The 21,968-nt window shown below is 58.4% G+C and carries 21 protein-coding genes; 6 read left to right on the plus strand and 15 right to left on the minus strand.

The features are described 5' to 3' along the window. Positions 1-20 precede the first annotated feature (20 nt). Genes pcaF through paaA form a run of 10 tightly spaced genes read right to left on the minus strand, consistent with a single transcriptional unit; the run spans position 21 to position 8,193 of the window. The gene (gene pcaF / locus B3B59_RS11905) at positions 21-1,226 is read right to left on the minus strand and encodes a 3-oxoadipyl-CoA thiolase (protein ID WP_286809520.1); all 1,206 of its coding nucleotides are present in this window, start codon (positions 1,224-1,226) and stop codon (positions 21-23) included. Further along, positions 1,226-1,648, minus strand: a complete 423-nt coding sequence (gene paaI, locus B3B59_RS11910; RefSeq protein WP_207291814.1) for a hydroxyphenylacetyl-CoA thioesterase PaaI — start codon at positions 1,646-1,648, stop codon at positions 1,226-1,228. Before paaI ends, pcaF begins: the two co-directional genes overlap by 1 nt. Further along, positions 1,638-3,065 (minus strand): 3-hydroxyacyl-CoA dehydrogenase PaaH, encoded by a 1,428-nt coding sequence (gene paaH, locus B3B59_RS11915; protein ID WP_286809079.1) that lies wholly within the window; start codon positions 3,063-3,065, stop codon positions 1,638-1,640. The genes paaI and paaH overlap by 11 nt, the downstream gene beginning before the upstream one ends. Positions 3,066-3,067: 2 nt before the next feature. Beyond that, a complete protein-coding gene (gene paaG / locus B3B59_RS11920; RefSeq protein ID WP_286809081.1) occupies positions 3,068-3,853 on the minus strand; it encodes a 2-(1,2-epoxy-1,2-dihydrophenyl)acetyl-CoA isomerase PaaG in 786 nt (261 codons plus the stop codon). Between the two features lie 2 nt (positions 3,854-3,855). Beyond that, the gene (gene paaF / locus B3B59_RS11925) at positions 3,856-4,623 is read right to left on the minus strand and encodes a 2,3-dehydroadipyl-CoA hydratase PaaF (RefSeq protein ID WP_286809083.1); all 768 of its coding nucleotides are present in this window, start codon (positions 4,621-4,623) and stop codon (positions 3,856-3,858) included. Further along, positions 4,620-5,690 carry a 1,2-phenylacetyl-CoA epoxidase subunit PaaE gene (paaE, locus tag B3B59_RS11930; RefSeq protein ID WP_046885253.1) on the minus strand — a complete coding sequence of 357 codons (1,071 nt, stop codon included), beginning with the start codon at positions 5,688-5,690 and terminating at the stop codon, positions 4,620-4,622. The genes paaF and paaE overlap by 4 nt, the downstream gene beginning before the upstream one ends. Positions 5,691-5,697: 7 nt before the next feature. Further along, positions 5,698-6,195 carry a 1,2-phenylacetyl-CoA epoxidase subunit PaaD gene (gene paaD, locus B3B59_RS11935; protein WP_286809085.1) on the minus strand — a complete coding sequence of 166 codons (498 nt, stop codon included), beginning with the start codon at positions 6,193-6,195 and terminating at the stop codon, positions 5,698-5,700. A 14-nt stretch (positions 6,196-6,209) separates the two neighbouring features. Beyond that, positions 6,210-6,956, minus strand: coding sequence for a 1,2-phenylacetyl-CoA epoxidase subunit PaaC (paaC, locus tag B3B59_RS11940; RefSeq protein ID WP_286809086.1), 747 nt, complete (start codon positions 6,954-6,956; stop codon positions 6,210-6,212). 8 nt (positions 6,957-6,964) lie between these two features. Continuing rightward, on the minus strand, positions 6,965-7,252 hold the full coding sequence (paaB, locus tag B3B59_RS11945; RefSeq protein WP_040075422.1) for a 1,2-phenylacetyl-CoA epoxidase subunit PaaB: 288 nt from the start codon (positions 7,250-7,252) through the stop codon (positions 6,965-6,967). Between the two features lie 11 nt (positions 7,253-7,263). Continuing rightward, positions 7,264-8,193, minus strand: a complete 930-nt coding sequence (gene paaA / locus B3B59_RS11950) for a 1,2-phenylacetyl-CoA epoxidase subunit PaaA (RefSeq protein WP_286809088.1) — start codon at positions 8,191-8,193, stop codon at positions 7,264-7,266. 284 nt (positions 8,194-8,477) lie between these two features. On the opposite strand from paaA, the gene paaZ reads away from it, so the two are divergent. From paaZ to B3B59_RS11965, 3 genes are all read left to right on the plus strand, one after another. Next, positions 8,478-10,523: a phenylacetic acid degradation bifunctional protein PaaZ gene (paaZ, locus tag B3B59_RS11955; RefSeq protein WP_207291820.1), complete on the plus strand. Its 2,046-nt coding sequence runs from the start codon at positions 8,478-8,480 to the stop codon at positions 10,521-10,523. 175 nt (positions 10,524-10,698) lie between these two features. Continuing rightward, positions 10,699-12,975, plus strand: a complete 2,277-nt coding sequence (gene tynA, locus B3B59_RS11960; RefSeq protein WP_286809090.1) for a primary-amine oxidase — start codon at positions 10,699-10,701, stop codon at positions 12,973-12,975. 143 nt (positions 12,976-13,118) lie between these two features. Then, the gene (locus B3B59_RS11965) at positions 13,119-13,841 is read left to right on the plus strand and encodes a DUF6216 family protein (RefSeq protein ID WP_286809091.1); all 723 of its coding nucleotides are present in this window, start codon (positions 13,119-13,121) and stop codon (positions 13,839-13,841) included. Between the two features lie 31 nt (positions 13,842-13,872). Here B3B59_RS11965 and B3B59_RS11970 read toward each other — a convergent pair whose 3' ends face one another. Beyond that, positions 13,873-15,372, minus strand: a complete 1,500-nt coding sequence (locus B3B59_RS11970; RefSeq protein ID WP_263617542.1) for an aldehyde dehydrogenase family protein — start codon at positions 15,370-15,372, stop codon at positions 13,873-13,875. Positions 15,373-15,608: 236 nt separating this feature from the next. On the opposite strand from B3B59_RS11970, the gene feaR reads away from it, so the two are divergent. Then, positions 15,609-16,517 (plus strand): transcriptional regulator FeaR, encoded by a 909-nt coding sequence (feaR, locus tag B3B59_RS11975; RefSeq protein ID WP_046885471.1) that lies wholly within the window; start codon positions 15,609-15,611, stop codon positions 16,515-16,517. On the opposite strand, the gene B3B59_RS11980 is transcribed toward feaR, so the two are convergent. The 3 genes from B3B59_RS11980 to B3B59_RS11990 are packed head-to-tail and all read right to left on the minus strand — an operon-like array spanning position 16,518 to position 19,673. After that, positions 16,518-16,838, minus strand: a complete 321-nt coding sequence (locus tag B3B59_RS11980; RefSeq protein ID WP_046885247.1) for a YdbL family protein — start codon at positions 16,836-16,838, stop codon at positions 16,518-16,520. A gap of 7 nt (positions 16,839-16,845) precedes the next feature. Next, positions 16,846-17,037 (minus strand): YnbE family lipoprotein, encoded by a 192-nt coding sequence (locus B3B59_RS11985; RefSeq protein ID WP_046885246.1) that lies wholly within the window; start codon positions 17,035-17,037, stop codon positions 16,846-16,848. Continuing rightward, positions 17,034-19,673 (minus strand): YdbH family protein, encoded by a 2,640-nt coding sequence (locus B3B59_RS11990; RefSeq protein ID WP_046885245.1) that lies wholly within the window; start codon positions 19,671-19,673, stop codon positions 17,034-17,036. Before B3B59_RS11990 ends, B3B59_RS11985 begins: the two co-directional genes overlap by 4 nt. 313 nt (positions 19,674-19,986) lie before the next feature. On the opposite strand from B3B59_RS11990, the gene B3B59_RS11995 reads away from it, so the two are divergent. Together B3B59_RS11995 and hslJ are read left to right on the plus strand one after the other, a co-directional pair. After that, entirely contained in the window at positions 19,987-20,976 is a 990-nt protein-coding gene (locus B3B59_RS11995; protein WP_046885244.1) for a 2-hydroxyacid dehydrogenase, read from the plus strand. Positions 20,977-21,109: 133 nt separating this feature from the next. Further along, positions 21,110-21,523: a heat shock protein HslJ gene (gene hslJ, locus B3B59_RS12000; protein ID WP_207291825.1), complete on the plus strand. Its 414-nt coding sequence runs from the start codon at positions 21,110-21,112 to the stop codon at positions 21,521-21,523. Here the strand turns inward: hslJ and B3B59_RS12005 are convergent, their stop codons facing one another. Then, positions 21,524-21,790 (minus strand): DUF333 domain-containing protein, encoded by a 267-nt coding sequence (locus B3B59_RS12005; RefSeq protein WP_040078481.1) that lies wholly within the window; start codon positions 21,788-21,790, stop codon positions 21,524-21,526. It lies immediately after the preceding gene. Positions 21,791-21,968: the final 178 nt, after the last annotated feature.

Consider the following 21,968-nt stretch of genomic DNA (forward strand, 5'->3'; position numbering starts at 1 on the left):
GTGCTCACAGTAAGAGTTGATCAAACACGCTCAAGGATCATGGCAATGCCCTGACCCACGCCGATACACATGGTGCAGAGTGCATACCGCCCGTTGCGGCGGTGCAGCTCATGAGTGGCCGCCAGCGCCAGTCTGGCCCCGCTCATCCCCAGCGGATGGCCTAACGCAATCGCCCCGCCGTTCGGGTTGACGTGGGCGGCATCATCCGCCAGACCCAGTTCACGCAGAACGCCCAGCGCCTGCGCGGCAAACGCCTCGTTCAGCTCAATCACGTCCATATCGTTGATGCTTAAACCGGCACGCTCCAGAACTTTGCGGGTGGCTGGCACCGGGCCAAGCCCCATCAGACGCGGCTCAACACCGGCGGTGGCCATCGCCACAATGCGCGCGCGCGGGGTTAAGCCCTGGCTGGCCGCCATGTCGGCGCTGGCGACGATCAGCGCCGCGGCGCCATCGTTCACCCCGGACGCGTTCCCGGCGGTCACCACCCCATCAGCACGGAAAGGGGCTTTCAGGCCAGCCAGCATCGCAAGCGTGGTGTCCGGTCGCAGGTGCTCATCGTGCTGCACTTCGGTCACGGCCCCTTTTTTGCCTTTCAGAATCACCGGCACAATCTCCTGCGCCAGAATGCCGCTGGCCTGCGCCTGGGCGGTGCGTTGCTGGCTGCGGTAAGCGAAGGCGTCTTGATCCTCACGGGATATATTTAACAATTTGGCTACATTCTCTGCCGTTTCGGGCATGCTGTCAGTACCAAATTGCTGTGCCATGAGCGGGTTCACAAAACGCCAGCCGATGGTGGTATCAAAAATCTCGTTCTGGCGCTGAAAGGCGCTGGTGGCTTTGCCCATCACGAAGGGGGCACGGGACATCGACTCCACTCCCCCGGCGATCATCAGGTCGGCATCCCCGGCACGAATGGCGCGGGCCGCGAAGCCCAGTGCGTCAAGGCCAGATCCGCACAGCCGGTTCAGCGTGGTACCGGAGACGGTCTGGGGCAGCCCGGCCAGCAGCAGCGACATGCGCGCCACGTTGCGGTTATCTTCCCCCGCCTGGTTGGCACAGCCGTAAATCACATCATCAATACATCCGGCATCCAGACCTGGATTACGCGCCAGCAACTCGCGCAGCGGGATGGCCCCCAGATCGTCGGTGCGTACGCCTGATAAGGCGCCAGCGTAGCGGCCAATCGGAGTGCGGATCCCGTCACAAATATAGGCGTCACGCATCATGCTTCTCCTGTGATAGTGCCGCCGATGCGGTGGGATTTCCCACGGAAGAAGGCGACGGTTTTCTGTTGTTGATTAACGATTTCGATGTCGTACACGCCGGTCTGTTTGCCCTGGTGACGAACCTGCGCGGTGGCGGTCAGCCTGTCGCCGGCAAAGGCCGGGCGGATAAACTCGATGGCGCAGCCGGACGCGACCGCCGCCAGCCCCTGGCTGTTACAGGCGTAGGCGAAGGCGGTATCGGCCAGGGTAAACAGCTGGCCGCCGTGACAGCTTTGATGGCCGTTCAGCATTTGTGGCGTGACCTGCATGGTCAGTACGGCATAACCGTCATTCATCTCGATAATGTCGATACCATACGCCTGGGCGCAGGCGTCTTTTTCATACATGGCTCGGGCGTTACGCCAGGCGTTATGACTCATAGCTACTCTCCAGAAGCGCACGCTGGCGCAGCAGGGAAGATGGGCGATAGCGCTCTTCGCCGTAGTGTCGTTGCAGGTTTTCCAGCAGGATCAGCACCCGTTGCCAGCCGAGTTGTTCACCCCAGGCCAGCGGGCCGCGCGGGTAGTTCACCCCCAGCCGCATCGCGGTATCGATATCCTCTTCCCGGGCCACCCCTTTTTGCAGCGCGTCCAGGGCTTCGTTGATGATCATCGCCAGGGTGCGCCAGATGATCAGCCCCGGATAGTCTGCGACTTGCAGGACGCGCTTGCCCCGCTGTTGCAGATAATGCACCGCTTTACGCGTCGCCGAAGCCGGGTTACTGGCGGCGCTAGCGATGACCGCCACGTCCCCTTCAAGACGATCAATCACCACCACCGGGCAGGCATAGCGCGCCGCTAAGGCCTGCGCCGTCTCCCCCTGCGTCTCAATAAGCAGCAGGTCGTCAATTTTTGTGACACCGTCACTTTTCTTTTCACTGTAACCGGCGCTGTCGCCGTCGCTTACCGCCTCATACCAGCCCACCGTCGGCTTATCGCTGCGCCAGTTGTAGACGCCCTGTCCGCTCTTCTTGCCAAGACGGCCGCCCAGCACCAGCTCCTGCTGCATCAGCGAGGGGAGAAAACGGCGCTCTTGCCAGAAGGCGTTAAACACGGAACAGGTCACGGCAAAGTTGACGTCCTGGCCGATCATGTCGGTAAGCTCCAGCGGTCCCATGGGGAAGCCCGCCCCTTCACGCAGGGCAGCGTCCAGATCCTGCGGGGCCGCCACCTGCTCCTCCAGCGCACGCCAGGCTTCGGCGTAGTACGGACGCGCCACACGATTAACAATAAAACCTGGGGTAGACTGGCAGCGCACCGGCTGTTTACCCCAGCGGATCGCCAGGTCGCACAGCTGCTCAACTACTTCGTTCGAGGTTGCCAGCCCGCTCACCACCTCCACCAGCTTCATCACCGGTGCAGGGTTGAAGAAGTGCAGACCCGCCACGCGCTCGGGGTGAAGCACGCCTGCGGCAATGGCGGTAATCGAGATCGAAGAGGTGTTACTGGTCAGCAGGGTCTGCGGCGGGCAGATCTCAGCCAGCTGGGCAAACAGCGCCTTTTTCACTTCCATACGCTCGGACGCCGCTTCAATCACCAGATCGGCGGCGGCCAGCGCCTGAATATCGGTGACCGGCGTCAGTCGGGAGAGCGTCTTTTCGCTCGCTTCGGCGCTGAGCTTGCCGCGGGCCACGCGCGATGCCAGACGGCTGCGGATGCCCTCGATGGCGCGGGCAATCGCCCCGGCGTCGATGTCATATACCAGCACCGGGTGGCCCTGACTGGCCGCCACCTCGGCGATCCCGGCCCCCATGATGCCGCTGCCGATGACCGCGACGGTTTGAACAGTTAGCGTCATGATTATTTCCCCGTGAAGTGCGGCGCACGTTTGTTAAGAAACGCACTGACCCCTTCGCGATAGTCGGCGCTTCGGCCCGCTATGCGCTGATAATCACGCTCCAGATCGAGCTGAGCATCGAGGGAGTTGGTTTCCGAGGCGTTGATGGCCTGTTTAATTAACCCCAGCCCGAAGGTGGGCTGGGCGGCCAGATGCACCGCCAGCTGCTGTGCGGTATCCAACAGCGTGGCATCGTCCACCACCTGCCAGATCATCCCCCAGGCGTGCGCCTGCTCTGCGCTGAGCTTTTCACCCAGCAGCGCCAGCCCCATCGCCCGCGCCCGGCCCGCGACGCGCGGCAGCAGCCAGGTACCACCGCAGTCCGGCACCAGCCCCAGCTTGCTGAACGCCATGACAAAGTTTGCCGAACGCGCGGCAATCACGATGTCGCAGCCCAGCGCGAGGGTAGCGCCTGCGCCAGCGGCTACGCCGTTCACTGCACAGATCACCGGTTTTGGCAAGGCCGCCAGACGACGAACCAGCGGATTGTAAAAACGCTCAACAGACATCCCGAGGTCCGGCGCAGGGCCGTTCGGGTCAACGTTACGGTCGTTCAGATCCTGCCCGGCGCAAAACCCGCGTCCGGCTCCGGTGATCAGCAGGCAGCGGATAGTCTCATCGCGTTCAGCCTGCTTCAGACATTCCGCCAGCTGCTGGTGCATCACATCGTTAAAGCTGTTAAGCCGATCCGGGCGGTTGAGGGTAAGGGTCATCACCCCGTGTTCAACGTGACTAAGAATGAAATCCATGGTTAACGTCCTTTAAATTCGGGGCTGCGTTTCTGCAGGAAGGCGGCGATCCCTTCGCGACGATCTTCGGTGCCGGCCAGCAGCGTAAAGAGCTGACGCTCCTGGGCAAGCCCCGCCTGCAGAGGAACTTCCTGCGACTGGCGCAGCGCCTGTTTCGCCGCCTGCAGTGCCAGCGGCGAGTGGCGGGCCATCTGTGCGGCCTGCTGCAGGGCGTACTCCAGAGTCAGGGCATCCGGGTGAATATCACTCACCAGCCCTGCCGCCAGCGCCTGCCGGGCGGTGATGCTTTCGCCGGTCAGCACCATTTTGCTGGCCAGCGATTTGCCAACGCAGCGGATCAGACGCTGGGTGCCCCCGGCGCCCGGCATAATCCCCAGGGTGATCTCCGGCAGCCCAAAACGGGCGCTTTCTCCGGCAATCACCACGTCACAGAGCAGGACCAGTTCGCAGCCCGCTCCCAGCGCGTAACCGTTCACGGCGGCAATCAGCGGTTTACTGAAGATGTTGATACGCGCCCAAAGCTGGGGGCGAACGTCGTTGAGGGTGGCGGGCAGATCTTTTTCCGCCATCTCGTTCAGGTCGGCCCCGGCGGCAAAGAAGCGGGCATAGCCGGTGATGACGCATACCGAAATCGTGTTATCCACGGCGGCGGCTTCCAGCGCCTCTGCCAGCTGGCCGAGCAGCGCATTATTCAGGGCGTTGCGCGCCGCAGGGCGGTTTAGCGTCAGTTGCAACACGCGGCCATGACGGGTCTGGATCAGTTCGCTCATGCCATCCCCTTCGCGTCGAAGTCGACTACCACGTCAGGCGTCAGCGGCAGGGCCTGGCAGCTCAGCACATAGCCTGCGGCCAGTTCGTCCGGCTCCAGGCTGTAGTTTGTGGTCATCTCGACTTTTCCGCGCACCACTTTGCACTTACAGGTGGCGCAGACGCCCCCTTTGCAGGCATACGGCAGGTCAGCCCCCTGGCGCAGGGCCGCATCAAGAATGCTTTCATCTTCCGCCCCGAGGGTGATTTCCCGGTCGCGGCCATCCTGGCGGACAGTCACTTTCTGTCCCTGCGCCTGCACGCTATGGGCGCGTTTGACCGCCGTACCCGGTGTGTTAAAACGCTCCAGATGGATGGCTTTTTCCGGCATCCCCAGCGCTTTCAGCGCGTTTTCAGCGTCATCCATCATCGCCATAGGGCCGCAGATAAAGGCCTGATCAAACTGGCTGAAATCAATCAGTCGTTGTGCCAGCGCGTGCAGCTTTTCGCCGTCGATACGCCCGCTCAGCAGCGCGCTGTCCAGCGTCTCCTGGCTGAAGATATGCACCAGTTGCAGGCGCGACGGGTAGCTGTCTTTCAGGTCCGCCAGCGCCTGGCGGAACATCATGCTCTGGCTACTGCGGTTGCCGTAGATCAGCGTGAATTCGCTGTCGGGTTCGGTTTGCAGAGTCGTGGCGATAATCGCCAGCATCGGGGTAATACCGGATCCGGCGGCAATCGCCAGATAACTCCCCTGCTGTCCCGCCTGCGGCTGATAGCCAAAGTGGCCTTGCGGGACCATCACCTCCAGCGCCATCCCCTGCTTGATTTCCCCCTGGGCATAGCGCGAGAAACGCCCGCCGTCGATGGCCTTCACCGCCACGCTGATCTCCCCCGGATGAACGCTTCGACAGATGGAGTAGCAGCGGCGCAGCTCCTCATCGCCGAGGCGAGCCTTCAGGGTCAAATGCTGACCGGGACGGAAGCGATACGCCTCCTGCAGCGTGGGTGGGATAGCGAAGGTGATGGTCACCGCATCGCGGGTTTCGGGCTCCACTTTTGCCACCGTTAAGGAATGAAACGTTGTCATGGCAACCTCAAATACATTTGAAATAGTCGAAGGGTTCACGGCAGCTATCGCAGCGGTAGAGCGCCTTGCAGGCCGTGGATCCAAATTCACTGATAAGGGTGGTCGAGGTGCTGGCGCACCGCGGGCAGGTCACCTCGGCCGCCAGATGGGCGTGGCAACTGTGTCCGGCGGGTGGGCTAATGCCATACTGACGCAGACGCTCGCGGGCATCCGGGGTCATCCAGTCGGTGGTCCAGGCCGGGTCGAGCTGAATGGCGACCTGCACCGGCGTAAAGCCGTGCGCGGTCAGGGTGTCGCGGATCGCGCCTATCAGATGATCCGTTGCCGGACACCCCGAATAGGTGGGGGTGAAGCCGATCGACCAGCCGTCCCCCTGAGCTTCAACGCTGCGCACCATGCCCAGGTCGGTAATGGTTAATACCGGGATCTCCGGGTCCGGGATCTGGCTTAACAGCGACCAGATTTGCGGGACTTCGGCGGGGGCCAGTTCAGCGAAACGTTGCATAGCGTCCTCCTCTGTTACCACTGCTGACCGGGATAGACGCGTTGCAGATATTGCATCTCTGCCAGCATCGGCCCCAGATGTTCGGTATGCAGACCCTGCCTGCCGCCGCTGCGGTAGGCCGCCTCTTCTGGTACCGTCAGGGCTGCATCCTTGAGACCGGTCATGATTTCCGCTTCCCAGGCATCGCGCAGCGTACGCGGATCGACCGCGATGCCCTCTTCGCTCAGCGCCAGGTCAACGTCGTCGGCCTCAAACAACTCCCCGGTAAAGCGCCACAGTTCGTTGATGGCCTGCTGCATTCTTTCAGCGGAGAGTGCTGTCCCGTTGCCGAGGCGCTCCAGCCAGCCGCGGCTGAAACGCAGGTGGTAGCGCACCTCTTTCAGCGACTTTGCGGCGATCGCGGCCAGTTGCGCATCGCGGCTCTGCACCAGACGGCTATACAGCGCCACGTGCCAGGCATCGATAAAATACTGGCGCGCGATGGTATCGGCAAAGTTACCGTTCGGTTGCTCCGCCAGCAGCAGATTGCTGAACTGACGCTCATCTCGCCCGAAGGCCAGCGAATCTTCATCGCCGTCCCCTTCCAGCTCGGCGGCATAGGTTAAGAAGTTGCGCGCCTGCCCCAGCAGATCGAGGCCGATATTGGCCAGCGCCAGGTCGATCTCCAGCTCCGGTGCATGGCCGCACCACGCGCCAAGGCGCTGGGAGAGCACCAGCCCGTTATCACCCAGACGCAGTACATAAGCCGTTAATGTTTTCATCCCTGACCTCACATATGCTCGATGCCATCAGGGATGGTGTAGAAAGTGGGATGGCGATAGACCTTGCTCTCAGCCGGGTCGAAGAACTCGCCGCGTTCTTCCGGCTGGGAGGCGACAATTTCGCTCGCCTTCACCACCCAGATTGAGCAGCCTTCGCTGCGGCGGGTATAGGCATCGCGGGCATTCTCCAGCGCCATGCGTTCATCGGCGGCATGCAGGCTTCCCACGTGACGGTGAGACAACCCCTGTTTGGTGCGGATAAAGACTTCGTATAACGGCCAGTATGTTTTGCTCATTGTGCTACCTCCTACGCGACGTTGCGGACGTGCTGTTTTTCGGCGTGCGCCAGTGCGGCTTCGCGCACCCACGTCCCCTCTTCCCAGGCTTTACGCTTGGCGGCCAGGCGCTCGTGGTTGCACACGCCGCGGCCATTGATCACGTCGTCAAATTCTTGCCAGTTGATTTCGCCGAAGCGGTAGTGGCCGCTCTCTTCGTCCAGATGCAGATCCGGGTCCGGCACGGTCATGCCCAGCATCTCAACCTGCGGCACGGTGTTGTCGACAAAGCGCTGACGCAGCTCATCGTTACCAAAACGTTTGATTTTCCAGGCCAGGCTGCGGGCGCTGTTCGGTGAGTTATCATCGTTGGGCCCAAACATCATCAGCGCTGGCCACCAGAAGCGGTTGATGGCGTCCTGCAACATCTGCCGCTGCATGGCGCTCCCCTGTGACAGCGCCATGCAGGCTTCAAAGCCCTGACGCTGGTGGAAACTCTCTTCTTTACAGATTTTCACCATCGCCCTGGCGTAGGGGCCATAAGAGGTTCGGCAGAGCGCCACCTGGTTCACAATGGCCGCCCCGTCCACCAGCCAGCCAATCACCCCGATATCCGCCCAGCTCAGGGTGGGATAGTTAAAGATGGAGGAGTATTTCATTTTGCCGTCGAGCATCTTTTGGTAGATGTCTTCCCGGGCGCAGCCCAGCGTTTCTGCCGCACTGTAGAGATAGAGTCCGTGACCCGCCTCGTCCTGCACCTTCGCCAGCAGAATGGCTTTGCGCCGTAGCGTTGGTGCGCGGGTGATCCAGTTACCTTCCGGCAACATGCCAACAATCTCAGAGTGCGCGTGCTGGCCAATCTGACGGATCAGCGTTTTACGATAGGCTTCCGGCATCCAGTCTTGCGGCTCAATGGCCGTCTCCTGCGCGATGCGTTGCTCAAAACGTTGTTCTTCTGTCACATCATCACCTTTATGATTCGTGAATCTATCAAGTGACGCTAATTAGCGAATCACTTTCTTTTTTAAAAGTTACACAAAGGTTAAATATAACCCCAAGAGTTGTTTGTCTATTTTGTGATGGCGCTCGCAACCCTTTTGTTTATCCCGCGTCGCGCCTGGATCGATGCGCAGGACATTCGTCAGGCAAGATCACATTGTTAACAAATCATTAAAACATTCCTTGCATTTTATGATTCGCGATCAAACTATCTATAGTGAAATCACGAAACACTTGGAGAGAAGAAATGCAGCAGTTAGCCAGCTTCTTATCCGGCACCTGGCAGTCTGGCCGGGGCCGTGAACGCAGCATTTATCACGCCATTACGGGCGAACCGCTCTGGCAGGTCACCAGCGAAGGGCTGGATATGGCCGCCGCGCGTCGCTACGCCATTGAGAAAGGCGGTGAGTCACTTCATGCGATGACCTTTATCGAGCGCGCCGCGATGATCAAAGCGGTGGCGAAGCATCTGCTAAGCCAGAAAGCGGAGTTCTATGCCCTCTCGGCACAGACCGGGGCAACCAAAGCCGATAGCTGGGTGGATATCGAAGGGGGCATCGGTACCCTTTTCACCTATGCGAGCCTGGGTAACCGCGAGCTGCCGGACGATACTCTGTGGCCGGAAGATGAACTGATACCGCTCTCTAAGGAGGGTGGCTTTGCGGCTCGTCATGTACTGACGTCGAAATCGGGCGTGGCGCTGCATATCAATGCCTTTAACTTCCCCTGCTGGGGGATGCTGGAAAAACTGGCGCCAACCTGGCTTGCCGGAATGCCCGCTATTATCAAACCGGCCACCGCTACCGCTCAGCTCACCCAGGCGATGGTAAAATCCATCGTTGAAAGCGGCCTGGTGCCCGAAGGGGCAATCAGCCTGATATGCGGCGGCGCGGGCGATCTGCTTGACCACCTGGACAGCCAGGACGTGGTGACCTTTACCGGCTCGGCAAGCACCGGTCAGATGCTGCGGGTTCACCCCAACATCGTCGCCAAATCCATCCCCTTCACCATGGAAGCCGACTCGCTAAACTGCTGCGTGCTGGGGGAGGACGTTACGCCGGAGCAGCCGGAATTTGCCCTGTTCATTCGCGAAGTGGTGCGTGAAATGACCGCCAAGGCCGGACAAAAATGTACCGCCATTCGCCGCATCATCGTGCCGCAGGCTCAGATCGAGGCGGTGAGCCAGGCGCTGATCGCCCGGCTGGAAAGCGTGGTGGTCGGCGATCCGGCGCAGGAGGGGGTAAAAATGGGGGCGCTGGTCAACGCTGAACAGCGCGCCGACGTGCAGGAGAAGGTTGATGCACTGGTGACGGCAGGCTGTCAGGTACGCCTCGGCGGCAAAGCCGATCTCAACGCGGCCGGCGCTTTCTTCCCGCCGACGCTGCTCTTCTGTCCGCAGCCGGATGAAACCCCCGCGGTGCATGCCACCGAAGCCTTTGGCCCGGTCGCGACTCTGATGCCGTACCAGGATGCTGAACACGCGATGGCCCTTGCCCGCGCGGGTGAAGGGAGCCTGGCGGGCACGCTGGTAACCGCTAATCCGGCGCTGGCGCGGCAGTTTATTGCCGGCGCGGCGCGGGCGCATGGCCGTATTCAGATCCTTAACCAGGAGTCAGCCAAAGAGTCTACCGGCCACGGCTCTCCTCTGCCCCAGCTGGTTCACGGCGGGCCGGGACGTGCAGGGGGCGGCGAGGAGTTGGGCGGCCTGCGCGCGGTGAAACATTATCTGCAGCGTACGGCGATTCAGGGCAGCCCATCAATGCTGGCAGCCATCAGCAAACAGTGGGTACGCGGCGCCAGCGTGCAGGAAGATCGCGTTCATCCGTTCCGCAAATACTTTGAAGAGTTACAGCCAGGGGATAGCCTCCTGACGCCGCGCCGTACCCTGACCGAGACCGACATCGTCAATTTCGCCTGCCTGAGCGGGGATCACTTCTACGCCCACATGGATAAAATCGGTGCTGCCGAGTCGATCTTCGGTGAGCGCGTGGTGCACGGTTACTTTGTCATTTCTGCCGCTGCCGGTCTCTTTGTGGATGCGGGCGTTGGCCCGGTGATTGCCAATTACGGCATGGAAAATCTGCGCTTTATCGAACCGGTCAAACCGGGCGATACCATCCAGGTACGCCTGACCTGTAAACGTAAAACGCTCAAGAAACAGCGTACGGCGGATGAGAAACCGACCGGCGTAGTGGAATGGGCGGTGGAGATTTTCAACCAGCATCAGCAGGCCGTGGCTCTCTACTCCATACTGACCCTCGTCGCGCGCCAGCACGGGGACATTGACCTCTGACCCTCCTCTTCCGGATAACGCAGCCTGCGTTATCCGGCTTCTGGCACATCTAACAAATAATCTGGCAAACGCAGGCAAACAGTGTCCATAGCGATATTGCTATGTTGGCGATGAGTAAACCGCGCGCAGAACAGCGGTCCCGAGTGCACAACGACACAACAATACGAGGTTAATTATGGGAAGCCCCTCTCTTTTTTCCCCGCGTAAAACGGCAGTCGCTCTGGCCGTCGCGGCCCTTTTACTTGGCCAGGCGCCGGCGATGGCGCATGGCACCGCCGCACACATGGTGCCGATGGACAAAACCCTGGCCGACTTTGGCGCGGATGTGCAATGGGATGACTACGCCCAGATGTTTACCATCAGCAAGGATGGCGCCTTTGTGAAGGTGAAACCCGGCGCGAAACAGGCGATGGTCAACGGCAAGCCGGTGACGCTACAGGTGCCGGTGGTGATGGAAGGCCAGACGGCGATGATCCCTGAAACTTTTATTAACGACGTCTTCCAGTCAGGGCTGGACCAGACTTTCCAGGTGGAAAAGACCCCGCACCCGCTGAACGCCCTCTCGGCCGACGAGATCAAGCAGGCGGTGGAAATTGTTAAAGCCGCGCCGGATTTCAAACCTAACACCCGCTTTACCCAGATTGCGCTGGTAGAGCCTGAAAAAGCCAAAGTATGGGACTTTGTCCTCAATGGCACCGCCGTTGATGCGCCTCGTCAGGCCGCCATCACCATGCTCGACGGGAAACATATCGTCGAAAGCGTGGTGGATCTGCAAGAGAAAAAAGTGGTCAGCTGGGCGGCTATCAAAGATGCCCACGGCATGGTGCTGCTGGATGACTTTATGACCGTACAAAGCATCGTCACCTCCAGTCCGGAGTTTGCGCAAGCGCTGAAAAAGCACGGCGTGGATGACCCGAGTAAGGTAGTGACTACGCCGTTGACGGTCGGTTACTTCGACGGTAAAGACGGCCTCCGGCAGGAAGATCGCCTGCTGAAGGTGGTGAGCTATCTGGATGTCGGTGACGGTAACTACTGGGCCCACCCGATTGAAAACCTGGTGGCCGTGGTCGACCTGGAGCAGAAAAAGATCCAGAAAATTGAAGAGGGTCCGGTGGTGCCAGTACCGTTGACGCCGCGTCCGTATGATGGCCGCGACCGCGTGGCGCCGAGTCTCAAACCGCTGAATATCGTCGAGCCGGAAGGTAAAAACTACACCATTACCGGCGACATGGTGCACTGGCAGAACTGGGATTTCCACCTGCGGCTGGACTCCCGCGTGGGGCCGATTTTGTCGACCATTACTTATAACGACAACGGTAAAAAACGCCAGGTTATGTACCAGGGATCGCTGGGCGGAATGATTGTGCCTTACGGCGACCCGGATGTGGGCTGGTACTTCAAGGCTTATCTGGACTCCGGCGATTACGGCATGGGCACCCTGACCTCCTCGCTGGTGCGCGGTAAAGATGCGCCTTCAAATGCGGTGATGCTCAACGAGACCATTCCGGACTATACCGGGGCACCGATGGAGATCCCGCGCGCTATCGCTATTTTCGAACGCTATGCCGGGCCAGAGTACAAGCACCAGGAGATGGGTAAACCCAACGTCAGCGCCGAGCGGCGGGAGCTGGTGGTGCGCTGGGTCAGTACCGTAGGGAACTACGACTACATCTTTGACTGGGTCTTCCACCAAAATGGCACCATCGGAATTGATGCCGGGGCAACCGGTATCGAAGCGGTGAAAGGGGTGCAGGCGAAAACCATGCATGATCCGAGCGCCAAAGATGACACCAAATATGGCACGCTGATCGACCATAATATTGTTGGCACCACCCACCAGCATATCTATAACTTCCGCCTGGATATGGACGTAGATGGCACTAACAACCGCATGGTGGCCATGGATCCTGAGGTGAAGCCAAACACCACGGGCGGCCCACGTACCAGCACCATGCAGGTGAATCAGTACACCATTGATACCGAACAGCAGGCGGCACAGAAGTTCGACCCCGGCACCATCCGCCTGCTGAGCAACACCACTAAAGAGAACCGCATGGGTAACCCGGTATCTTACCAGATAATCCCTTACGCCGGGGGCACCCACCCGGTCGCCACCGGAGCGAATTTCGCGAAGGATGAGTGGATCTACCATCGTCTGAGCTTTATGGATAAGCAGCTGTGGGTGACCCGCTACCATCCTAATGAGATGTACCCGGAAGGCAAATTCCCGAACCGCTCCATTCACGATGAGGGGCTGGGCAAGTACAGTAAAGATAACGAAAACCTGAACAACCAGGATAACGTGGTCTGGATGACCACCGGTACCACCCACGTGGCGCGTGCGGAGGAGTGGCCTATCATGCCAACCGAGTGGGTCCATACCCTGCTCAAACCCTGGAACTTCTTTGACGAGACCCCTACGCTTGGCAAGAAGAAAGACGAGAGTAAATAACCGTGAAGCCGGGCGTGATGCCCGGCTTTTTTTGCCATGGTTAACACGATATGACCACCGCCTCCCGGGACGTAACGCTTCCTAATTCACTATCAGGCTGCTAATAATGTGCCAGTGGATGATGATCGACCGAAGAGGACGCTATGGAAAATAATATTTCTTTCATCGACTTAATTGGCAAGGAGTTCAGCGGATCGCCAATCGGAACGCTGGCTGCATTTATCGCGATTTTTGGCGCCATCGTAGCGCTCATGAAGGTCTGTGCCAGGCGGAACCCCACTTCGGCCCATGAAATTTACCAGAAGAATGGAATAAGCCGGTTTCTGTTGTTCCTCTTCGCAATCAATCTCCCTTTAAACAAAACCCCCTCGATATCCAGAACCGAGCTGATTGGATCATGCTTAATCGCCGCTATCTCGCTGAGCGCCTGCGGTTTTATGGGCAACATGCTGTTTAAGGTCGCGAATACGCCAAAAGGCGCGGCATCGCTTTTTTACAAGCCTACCGATGAGAACTTTTATCTCTCCCCGCAGGGCGGTTCAGAGGCTTTTGCAGTCATCCGTAAAGGGCGTTGGTCGATCACCCCGGCCACTTGCCAGGCTCCCGCAGAAATGCCGCTTACCCCCTCCCACGGCCTGGTACAAATGATTTGCGAGACCTTTGTTAATGAGGAATATAAGCAGGATGTGATTAAGGCGGTAAAACAGTTCGAAAAAGATAAGCCGGTTATCTACACCATGGTCACCTTGCTCAGTATGTTGCTGTTCTGGATCGCCGCAAGCCTGCTGCTCTCGCTTATCTATAAAAAGCGACTCCACAACTATGTTAAGAATGAGCACAAGATTGCTGAAAGCTACGTGATGTGAAAAAGCCCTCTGACGAGGGCTTCAGCTCACTTCAATACCGTACACAAACCGATTTGGTTTCACACCAGCCGTCCAGCCAGTCGGGGCCAAAATCACGCCCGGTGCCGGACTGCTTCATGCCACCGAACGGCAGGTTGGCGTCAATCAGGGTATGGCTGTTCACCCAGACGGTACCGGCCTGCAGTCGATCGCTGTACGAAAGCGCATGACTGATGTTTTGCGTCCAGATGCTGGCGGTCAGGCCATATTCGGTGTCGTTCGCCAGCTTCAGCGCCTCTTCCCCGTCGGCCACCCGCACTAAATTGACGACCGGGCCAAACACCTCTTCCCGCGTCAGGCGCAGGCTGGCATCCGGGTTCACCACCAGCGTTGGCGAGACATAATAGCCCTTACCGTCCGGCCCACGATTGCCGGTAATCAGCTCCGCGTGCCCGGATTGCGCTTCATCAAGGAAGGTCTGAACCTTGTCGCAATGGGCGCGGGAGACCAGCGGGTTGATATGTGCTTGCGGAGACATGCCCGGCCCGACGCTTAAGGACTTCACCGCCTGCTCAAACCCGCTTACCAGGGTGTCGAACAGCGGCGCTTCGATATAGATACGCGAACTGGCCGCACACACCTGGCCCTGGTTGAGGAAGCTGCCGGTCATTAACCCTTCGATAACCCAGGCCGGATCGGCATCTTTCAGCACGATGGCCGGGTTTTTGCCACCCAGCTCAAGGGTGACGCCCATCAGACGCTCCGCCGCGGCGCGGGCAATTTGCTTGCCGGTGGCGGTAGAGCCGGTAAAGCTCACCTTAGCGATATGGGGATGGCTGGTCAGGGCGGCGCCGCACACTGCCCCGCTGCCCGTGACCACGTTAAACACGCCGTCGGGAATACCCGCTTCGCTTGCCAGCTCGGCCACCCGCAGCATGGTCAGCGGCGTGGTTTCCGAAGGCTTGATCACGATCGAGCAGCCTGCCGCCAGCGCGGGCATCACTTTCCACATACCAATCATTAGCGGGAAGTTCCACGGCACGATGCCCGCCACGACGCCGACGGGCTCTTTGCGTGTCCAGGCCTGGTAACGCGCCCCCTGGGGCATTGGAATAGAGAGGTCGAGGGTCTTGCCGGTAATTTTGGTGGTAAGTCCGGCGGTATAACGCATCCAGTTCAGGGTGCAGCCCACTTCAAAGGCGCGGGAGATATTAATGGATTTGCCCTGCTCCAGGGTTTCAAGCTGGGAAAGCGCCTCACTGTGCTGCTCCACCAGATCGGCAAAACGCAGCAGAATGCGTTCACGCTCGGCGGGCAATTTACCCGCCCAGCTACGGCCCACAAAGGCGCGCCACGCGGACATGACCGCGCGATCGACATCCTGGGCGCTGGCGTCGGCGGTGGTGGCAATCACCTCGCCGGTCGCCGGGTTGAACACATCCAGACGGTTATCGCTATCGGAGGCAGTCTGCTCTCCCTCGATCCAGAGACCGTGCTGGCGGTCTAAAAATTGCTGCACGCTTTGCAGTACGGCGACCTGAGTATCAGACATACCTTCTCCTTATCTTTCGCAGGGTGTCACAGCAGTCTAAGGTGGCTTTGGCAAATCCGCTTTTATCTCTATGACATTCACTTTGTCACCTGTGACAGGCACCGCAATTCGTGATAATTCCCGCTTATTACACTATTCCCGGTAAGTGTTCTTTCCTATAGTCAGCGCAATGCCTGTGGAATTTGGCAACATAAATGCAACAATGCTTAAACATTAACGGCGTGACGGGAATGAATATGGCGTGCGTAAGCGAACAGGAAAGATTTCAGCACTGGCTGGCGCAAATTAACGCGGTTTGCGGCAGTTTCGCGGCCCGGCCAATGAACGGTGAATTTTTTGGCGAGCTGGAGTCGACCTGGACCGGTAACCTGAAGCTGAGCACCGTGACCGCCGGTGGCGTGAATCTGTTTCGCACCCGCCAGGAGATTAAGCACAGTAACGACGCCTGGTTCTATACCGTTTTCCAGCTTGAAGGCGTGGCGGGACTGGAACAGGATGACCGTCAGATCACCCTGGCGGCCGGGGATATTAGCTTAATCGACGCCTCGCGCCCCTGCTCGCTTTACTGGCAGGAGAAGTCTCGCCAAATCTCCCTGCTGCTGCCCCGACAGATCCTTGAACAGCACTTCCGTTTTCAGGAGGTGAGCTGCGCACAAAAACTCTCCCATACCCTGCCCACGGTACAATTAAGCCACCGTCTGATGCAGGAGAGCATGAGCAACCCGACGCTTAGCGAGCAAGAGAGCGAAGCGGCGCTGGAGGCGATGGTCTGCTTACTGCGTCCGGTACTACAGCAGCGTGAAAGCACCCTGCCGCGCAAGGAGCGCCAGTTCAAAAGCGTGCTGTCATTGATTGACGATCATATTCAGGCGGAACATCTGCGCCCCGAGTGGATTGCGGCAGAGAGCGGTATGTCAGTACGCAGTCTCTATCGTATGTTTGCCGATAAAGGACTGGTGGTCGCGCAGTACATTAAAAACCGTCGTCTCGATCTCTGCGCGCAAATGCTGCGCGCAACCCGCGATGAAGAGAAGCTGGCGGGCATTGGTTACAGCTGGGGCTTTACCGATCACAGCCATTTTTCTACCGCCTTTAAGCAACGATTTGGCATCTCACCCGGGGAATACCGCAAACGCCACCGCTGATCACTTCTTTAGCCACTTGCCGTTAATGCCTTTGACATACTCACCGGGGCGGGCGCGCTCCACCAGCTTGATGCCAGCCATTTTGGCCACTTCGTCTACCGGAATATTGTTACTGTCCGCCAGTTTTTGATAGCTGTCGGTACGCGCCTGGTTAATTTGCGCCACCAGCGCCAGCGTCTCGCGATCCTGAGCCACGGGCGCCAGGTATCCGTCCAGCGTCTCCCCTACACGCCCCTGGCTGCGGGCTTCGTTCAACGTGAGCGCCGAGGCCTGCGCGCAGAGTCCCAGCGTAAGCAGAATGATGGCTAAGGATTTCTTCATGACCACCTCAGAATAGATCGCTGCGGGATTTCAGCAGCGCTTCCACGTCTTTATCCACTTTAATGTGAATTTCGTGTTCGATCTTCACGTTCATATTGATGGTGATGGGCTCTTTCGGGGCCGCCACTTCGATACGCGGCGTACAGCCCGTCAGCAGCATAACGACCACGGCGACGACGCCACCGGCCAGTGTTCTCATTGTTGTTCCTCACATTCCTTGCCCTTCGGGCAGTGGGTTGCTGGTAAGGTGGCGTTCTGTTCAAGCCACGCTTGCAGGTTGTCGCCAAAGCGCAGGCTGCGCCAGAGAGTAAACACATTTTCCTGATGGGTGTAGTTCAGGTTAACGGCATTCGATTTGCCATCCACGCGGCTGATGCCTTTAAGCGTTGACGATAGCGTCAGCTCCCCCAGGTTATCTACATTGAGTTTTGTCCACGACTGAGAAATTTCCATGTAGCGCAGCCAGTCGATAGCGACGCCGGCGGCCATGTTGTCTTTTACGATCGCGTCTGCCGTGTTTTTATCGATACGCAGGGTCATTGGACCGGCGTTAGAGAGCCAGCCATCTTTGATAATCCACTTATCGTTATCCAGCCAGAACGGCAGCGCCCCGCTCACGGGTCCGGAGAGGGTAAACTGCTTCGGATTCACGGCGCTGATCAGCTCGCTGGAGGAGATATTCTGCACGCGTAATAATGCCGCATCATGTTGGGGCATCCGCAGTTGCTGCATGGTGACCTTGCCCCCCAACAGTTCGACGTTGACGTCGGTTAACAGCAGCGGCGCCTCTTCGCGCCAGGGGTAGTCGCCCTGCAGGTCGGCGGTGATATGGTGCATCGTCACCTGGTTTTTCACCTCCGCGATACGCAGCGTAACCGGGCCGTGGGTGCCCAGCGACCAGACGCCCTCGCTGAAGCGGAATGGCAGGACAAAATCGACGCCGTTGATCTCGTTGTCGGGCATCCAGACGCTGCCGTTTTTTAGCACGCCATGTCCTCCCGCCTCAAAACCTTGATCCGCCGCCGCAGAAAAGGCGACCTGGGCATAGAGCTCCCCATCGCGCAGCTTCATTTTCCAGTCAGGCGGGACCAGGGGCTGAAAGACGTTTAACGACTGCTGCGGCCACCACGCCTGCCCGCGTAGACGTTCGCCATCCCAACGGCCATTCACCTGTACCGGGCCGATAGCCCCGGCGTGCAGCGCTCCTTTAAACTGGAAGAGCGTGGGATCGGTGCCATCGACGCTGAACGTCAGGGTGGAGGGCGGCAGCACGCTGCCGCCGGTAAAGGTCGTCTCTTGTGCATTAAAGGCCAGCGCGCCGCTAAAATGGGGATCGGCAGGGTCTCGCTGCCAGCGCACCGGGCTTTCCAGTACCAGCCGTGGCTTGCTGGCGAGCATAGAGCCGTATTGCAGTTTATCAAAGCCGGTGGAGAGCGCGTTCAGCGCAATCACCGTGTCGCGCCATTCGCCCTTGCCTGCTACATCCCAACGCGCCTGCATGGGCAGAAAATGTCCCTCGCCCCAGTAACGCCACTGCCACAGCCCCTTATCCGGCAAAAAGTTGTTCGCCTGGCCGTCAAGATGGAGGGTGAAGTTACCCATCTCATTTTCATGCGCGCGCAAAATGGCCTGTAAACGTCCATCAATGCCATTACCGGTAAGCGTGACCCCGGCCAATGGCCACCGCACTTCATCAATATTCAGTGCGTTGATGAGACGGCCACGCGACCGTAGCAGCGCCCCGGGGGCAAAAGCCAGTTTAGGATCGGTCAGGCTGCCCGTCAGCGTTGCCGGGAGCCCGGCGTAGAAAATGAGATCATCCTGCTTGGCCTCACCGTTAAGATGCAGCGGCATATTGCTGTTATCCATACTTAACGTACCGGGGCCAAAGCTGAGCACGGCGTTACCCTTTCCGGCATCACCGGAGGTGACTACGTTCATCCGGCCAGAAATAATGGCCTTATCGATGCCCTGCTGCCAGTTTTCAATTCGCACCCCCAGCCGACCGCCAAGCGGAATGCCCGATTGCGTCCAGCTCCAGCGGCCATCGCTGATGGAGAATTGCTCCGGGGTGATCTGCCAGGGAAGATCCAGCAACGGCTCGCCGCTTTCGCGGGCAATCATCACCAGTTGACCTCTGTTATCCTGCCACTCCAGTTCGGCATCAACCGGTGAGTTAACCTGGGGCACCGAGAAGGTGGTCACGGCATGCCCCTGTACCGGCAGGCCGTCCGGTACGAGCGGAAGCGTGAATTCGCCCACCAGCTTCACCGGCTGGGGCGAGTCTGGCAACTGGATCTCAACATCGCTGACGGTAAGATTTTGTCCGCGCAGCGTACCACGCAGCTTGATTGATTCACCGTCGTAATGGATTTCCTGCACTTTCGGGGTCAGTGAAGCGGTAATTCTACCTTGCCACTGCTGCCAGGGCGCCAGGGTCAGGCGATCAATACTCAGCCAGGTGTTGGGCAGTAATGATTGCCACTCCGCAAGGGTCTTCGGGGCAGCTGCGCTCGGCGCGCTTTGCGGAATTTTGCTGAAACAGGCGCTATTAAGCGTGACCGCAGCGGCGTCGAACTTCCAGCGGCTGGGGTGAGAGAGCGTGGCATTTTCGATGCGCGCGATTTCGCAATCTTCTACCAGATAGCGCAGATCGGGGATGACCAGGGCGTGGCGCGTCAGGTGCGGGCTTTTTTCGAAGGCAATGCGGGTCCCCACCGGCAGCCAGATCCCGGCCAGGGTCGGAACCCACTGGGCAAGGGTCATCAGCAGCGTCAATGGCAGCAGTAACAGCAGCAGAAGGAGCGCGATGGCGGCTTTGTATTTACCCTTCATGGGTAGTTAATATCCTGATTTAGCGAAAATATTTGCCGGCAATGCCGGGCATTGTGGCACGTTTAGCCGCCAGATTGAAGCCAGGTGCGTTTTAAGGATAGTTGCTCTGACCCGAAGCGGTAAACCGCGTGTGCTGATGCGTTAGGGTAAAACGAGAGTGGCAGAATAAAACCCTGTTGTTTAATCTGATAGAGTTCAGGCGCAAAGATGCTCTAGAATTATTCATAGAAGATATTGATTTCAATAATTTTTCATAAAATGTAAAATTATTTTAATTACGCTACTATGAAGTTAAATCACTGGAGAAAGTCCTATGAAACTCGCGGTATATAGCACAAAGCAGTACGATAAAAAGTACCTGCAACATGTTAACGAGGCGTATGGCTTCGAGCTTGAATTTTTCGACTTTCTGCTGACTGAAAAAACGGCCAAAACGGCGCACGGCTGCGAAGCCGTCTGCATTTTCGTCAATGATGACGGGAGCAGACCGGTGCTGGAAGAGCTGAAGAAACAAGGGGTGAAGTATATCGCCCTGCGCTGTGCGGGCTTCAATAATGTGGACCTTGATGCCGCCAAAGAGCTGGGGCTGAAAGTGGTTCGCGTCCCGGCCTACTCTCCGGAAGCCGTGGCTGAACATGCCGTTGGTATGATGATGTCCCTGAACCGTCGTATTCACCGTGCCTATCAGCGCACCCGTGATGCGAATTTCTCCCTCGAAGGTCTGACCGGCTTTACCATGTACGGTAAAACGGCGGGGGTAGTCGGTACCGGTAAAATTGGCGTAGCGGCACTGCGTATTCTGAAAGGTTTCGGTATGCGTCTGCTGGCGTTTGATCCCTATCCGAGCGCAGCGGCGCTGGATCTCGGCGTTGAGTATGTTGATCTGCCGACGCTCTTCTCCCAGTCCGATGTGATCTCCCTGCACTGCCCGCTGACCCCGGAAAACTACCACCTGCTCAATCAGAGCGCTTTCGACCAGATGAAAGACGGGGTGATGATCATCAACACCAGCCGTGGCGGTCTGGTTGATTCTCAGGCCGCGATCGAAGCGCTGAAAACGCAGAAAATCGGTGCGCTGGGGATGGATGTTTACGAGAACGAACGCGATCTCTTCTTTGAAGACAAATCAAACGACGTGATTCAGGATGACGTGTTCCGTCGCCTGTCGGCCTGCCATAACGTGCTGTTCACCGGCCACCAGGCCTTCCTGACGGCCGAAGCCTTGATCAGCATCTCTGAGACCACCCTCGGTAACCTCAGCCAGCTGGCCAAAGGGGAAGAGAGCCCGAACGCGCTGGTATAATGTCCCGCAAGGCATTGTTCATACATAGATATGGACAATGCCTTTTCGCTTTCAGATTAAGCCCGATGATATTTTTCACATCCTTTATAGAATGTGAGTTAGGCATTTCGCAGTAATAATGTTGAGAACCAAAATGAAAACGCTCGTTGCAGTAACGCTGTTAAGCCTGACCCTGACCGGTTGTGTAAACCCAGGGAAAGCCTCAGTGCAAAAAGATCAGTTACAGAACCACCGCTTTGTGCTGGAAAGTGTTAACGGCGCCGCCGTAAAGCCCTCCGCCACACCACCTGAAATCGCGTTTGGTGAGAAAATGGCCGTATCAGGGGTGATGTGTAACCGCTTCAGCGGTGAAGGGAAGCTCTCAGAGGGCGAACTGAAGGTCAAAGAGATGGCGATGACGCGCAAACTCTGTACCGACCCTCAGCGTAATGAGCTGGATAACACGCTCAGCACTATGCTGCGCAAAGGCGCGCAGGTTGACCTCACCCAGGATCAATTAACCCTGGCGACGGCAGAAACGACGTTGATGTTTAAACGTGTGGAGTAATCAGTAACTTCCGCACGATCCGCCGGCAAGCGATTGTTCACTGCAACGTTTGCCGTTGGGCAAGGCACACATGCCGATGGCCGAGCCATCCAGTTGACGTGCAACCGAGAGCGAGCCGCCAATCATGGCGCAGTTCGCTTGTCCCGAGTTGGACATCGCCGCTCTCATCCCCGGCGCGACGTGCGCGGCGGTGGCCTGCTGAACAGGTTCATTGCTACAGGCCGACAGTAACAAGGCGGCACACCCTACCCAAAATGCTGCACGCATAACTTCTCCCCACATGAATTGGCAAAACCTAACCATCATAGGCACCCACTCCGCTCGCGTCGAGACCGCATACGCGTATTTATGCGTCCGCGAAACATTTTCTCGCAATTTTTTGGCAAAACCTTGATCTGATCGGGGGCGCGGCCGTCTCCCAGGACACAAAAGCGAAAATTGAAAA

This window comes from Leclercia sp. UBA2479 (assembly GCF_002341985.1).
GTDB lineage: Bacteria > Pseudomonadota > Gammaproteobacteria > Enterobacterales > Enterobacteriaceae > Enterobacter > Enterobacter pneumoniae.

Bases quoted from the DNA above. Each gene is read 5' to 3' on its own strand.
- B3B59_RS11970 (WP_263617542.1), bottom strand. From the start codon at position 15,372: ATGTCTGATACTCAGGTCGCCGTACTGCAAAGCGTGCAGCAATTTTTA.
- B3B59_RS11965 (WP_286809091.1), top strand. From the start codon at position 13,119: ATGGAAAATAATATTTCTTTCATCGACTTAATTGGCAAGGAGTTCAGC.
- B3B59_RS11985 (WP_046885246.1), bottom strand. From the start codon at position 17,037: ATGAGAACACTGGCCGGTGGCGTCGTCGCCGTGGTCGTTATGCTGCTG.
- B3B59_RS12005 (WP_040078481.1), bottom strand. From the start codon at position 21,790: ATGCGTGCAGCATTTTGGGTAGGGTGTGCCGCCTTGTTACTGTCGGCC.
- pcaF (WP_286809520.1), bottom strand. From the start codon at position 1,226: ATGCGTGACGCCTATATTTGTGACGGGATCCGCACTCCGATTGGCCGC.
- B3B59_RS11980 (WP_046885247.1), bottom strand. From the start codon at position 16,838: ATGAAGAAATCCTTAGCCATCATTCTGCTTACGCTGGGACTCTGCGCG.
- paaC (WP_286809086.1), bottom strand. From the start codon at position 6,956: ATGAAAACATTAACGGCTTATGTACTGCGTCTGGGTGATAACGGGCTG.
- paaZ (WP_207291820.1), top strand. From the start codon at position 8,478: ATGCAGCAGTTAGCCAGCTTCTTATCCGGCACCTGGCAGTCTGGCCGG.
- paaI (WP_207291814.1), bottom strand. From the start codon at position 1,648: ATGAGTCATAACGCCTGGCGTAACGCCCGAGCCATGTATGAAAAAGAC.
- B3B59_RS11995 (WP_046885244.1), top strand. From the start codon at position 19,987: ATGAAACTCGCGGTATATAGCACAAAGCAGTACGATAAAAAGTACCTG.
- paaF (WP_286809083.1), bottom strand. From the start codon at position 4,623: ATGAGCGAACTGATCCAGACCCGTCATGGCCGCGTGTTGCAACTGACG.
- B3B59_RS11990 (WP_046885245.1), bottom strand. From the start codon at position 19,673: ATGAAGGGTAAATACAAAGCCGCCATCGCGCTCCTTCTGCTGCTGTTA.
- tynA (WP_286809090.1), top strand. From the start codon at position 10,699: ATGGGAAGCCCCTCTCTTTTTTCCCCGCGTAAAACGGCAGTCGCTCTG.
- paaD (WP_286809085.1), bottom strand. From the start codon at position 6,195: ATGCAACGTTTCGCTGAACTGGCCCCCGCCGAAGTCCCGCAAATCTGG.
- paaE (WP_046885253.1), bottom strand. From the start codon at position 5,690: ATGACAACGTTTCATTCCTTAACGGTGGCAAAAGTGGAGCCCGAAACC.
- feaR (WP_046885471.1), top strand. From the start codon at position 15,609: ATGGCGTGCGTAAGCGAACAGGAAAGATTTCAGCACTGGCTGGCGCAA.
- paaH (WP_286809079.1), bottom strand. From the start codon at position 3,065: ATGACGCTAACTGTTCAAACCGTCGCGGTCATCGGCAGCGGCATCATG.
- paaG (WP_286809081.1), bottom strand. From the start codon at position 3,853: ATGGATTTCATTCTTAGTCACGTTGAACACGGGGTGATGACCCTTACC.
- paaB (WP_040075422.1), bottom strand. From the start codon at position 7,252: ATGAGCAAAACATACTGGCCGTTATACGAAGTCTTTATCCGCACCAAA.
- hslJ (WP_207291825.1), top strand. From the start codon at position 21,110: ATGAAAACGCTCGTTGCAGTAACGCTGTTAAGCCTGACCCTGACCGGT.